Raw genomic sequence first — 813 nt, forward strand, 5'->3', positions numbered from 1 at the left:
TGTTAAACGATTACCAACGGAAGTGAGCAAACGCTTTGTTAGCTTCAGCCATACGGTGAACGTCTTCACGTTTCTTAACAGCCGTACCTTTGTTATCCGCTGCATCTGAAAGTTCGTTTGCTAAACGTAATGCCATTGATTTGTCACCACGTTTACGAGCCGCTTCAACAATCCAACGCATAGCTAATGCGTTACGACGAGAAGGACGAACTTCAACCGGTACTTGGTAAGTAGAACCGCCAACACGACGAGATTTAACCTCTACTGTCGGACGTACGTTTTCTAACGCTGCTTCGAATGCTTCTAAAGCTTCTTTACCGGTACGTTGTGCTAAAGTTTCTAAAGCACCGTAAATAATTGATTCTGCTGTAGATTTTTTACCATCTACCATTAAAACATTAATAAATTTCGCAAGTAATTCTGAACCGAATTTCGGATCTGGAAGGATTTTGCGAGGTTCAACACTACGACGACGTGGCATTGCAAATACTCCGTTTATATATTCAGGATAATCCAAAACTCATCTATTGTGTGTGACTGCACATCACGATTGACTGGAGTTTATGGTTTAAATTTTTGATTAATTTAGACGTTTGGCCTTACTTAACGGAGATCCATTAAGCTTTAGGACGTTTAACGCCGTATTTAGAACGACCTTGTTTACGGTCTTTAACGCCTGCACAGTCAAGTGCACCACGTACAGTGTGATAACGCACACCCGGTAAGTCTTTAACACGACCGCCACGGATTAATACAACACTGTGTTCTTGTAAGTTATGACCTTCACCACCGATGTATGAAGTTACTTCAAAG

Annotated in this window: 2 protein-coding genes; both read right to left on the reverse strand. The window is 41.5% G+C overall.

Features of this window, described 5'->3' with window-relative positions; translation table 11 throughout:
* Positions 1 to 10: 10 nt before the first annotated feature.
* The gene (gene rpsG, locus DAE25_RS22680) at positions 11 to 481 is read right to left on the reverse strand and encodes a 30S ribosomal protein S7 (protein WP_005619841.1); all 471 of its coding nucleotides are present in this window, start codon (positions 479 to 481) and stop codon (positions 11 to 13) included.
* Positions 482 to 617: 136 nt separating this feature from the next.
* A partial coding sequence (gene rpsL, locus DAE25_RS22685) for a 30S ribosomal protein S12 (RefSeq protein WP_107768555.1) occupies positions 618 to 813 on the reverse strand: 196 nt, incomplete at its 5' end.

The organism is Nocardioides terrigena (genome assembly GCF_003047265.1).
Lineage (GTDB): Bacteria > Actinomycetota > Actinomycetes > Propionibacteriales > Nocardioidaceae > Nocardioides > Nocardioides terrigena.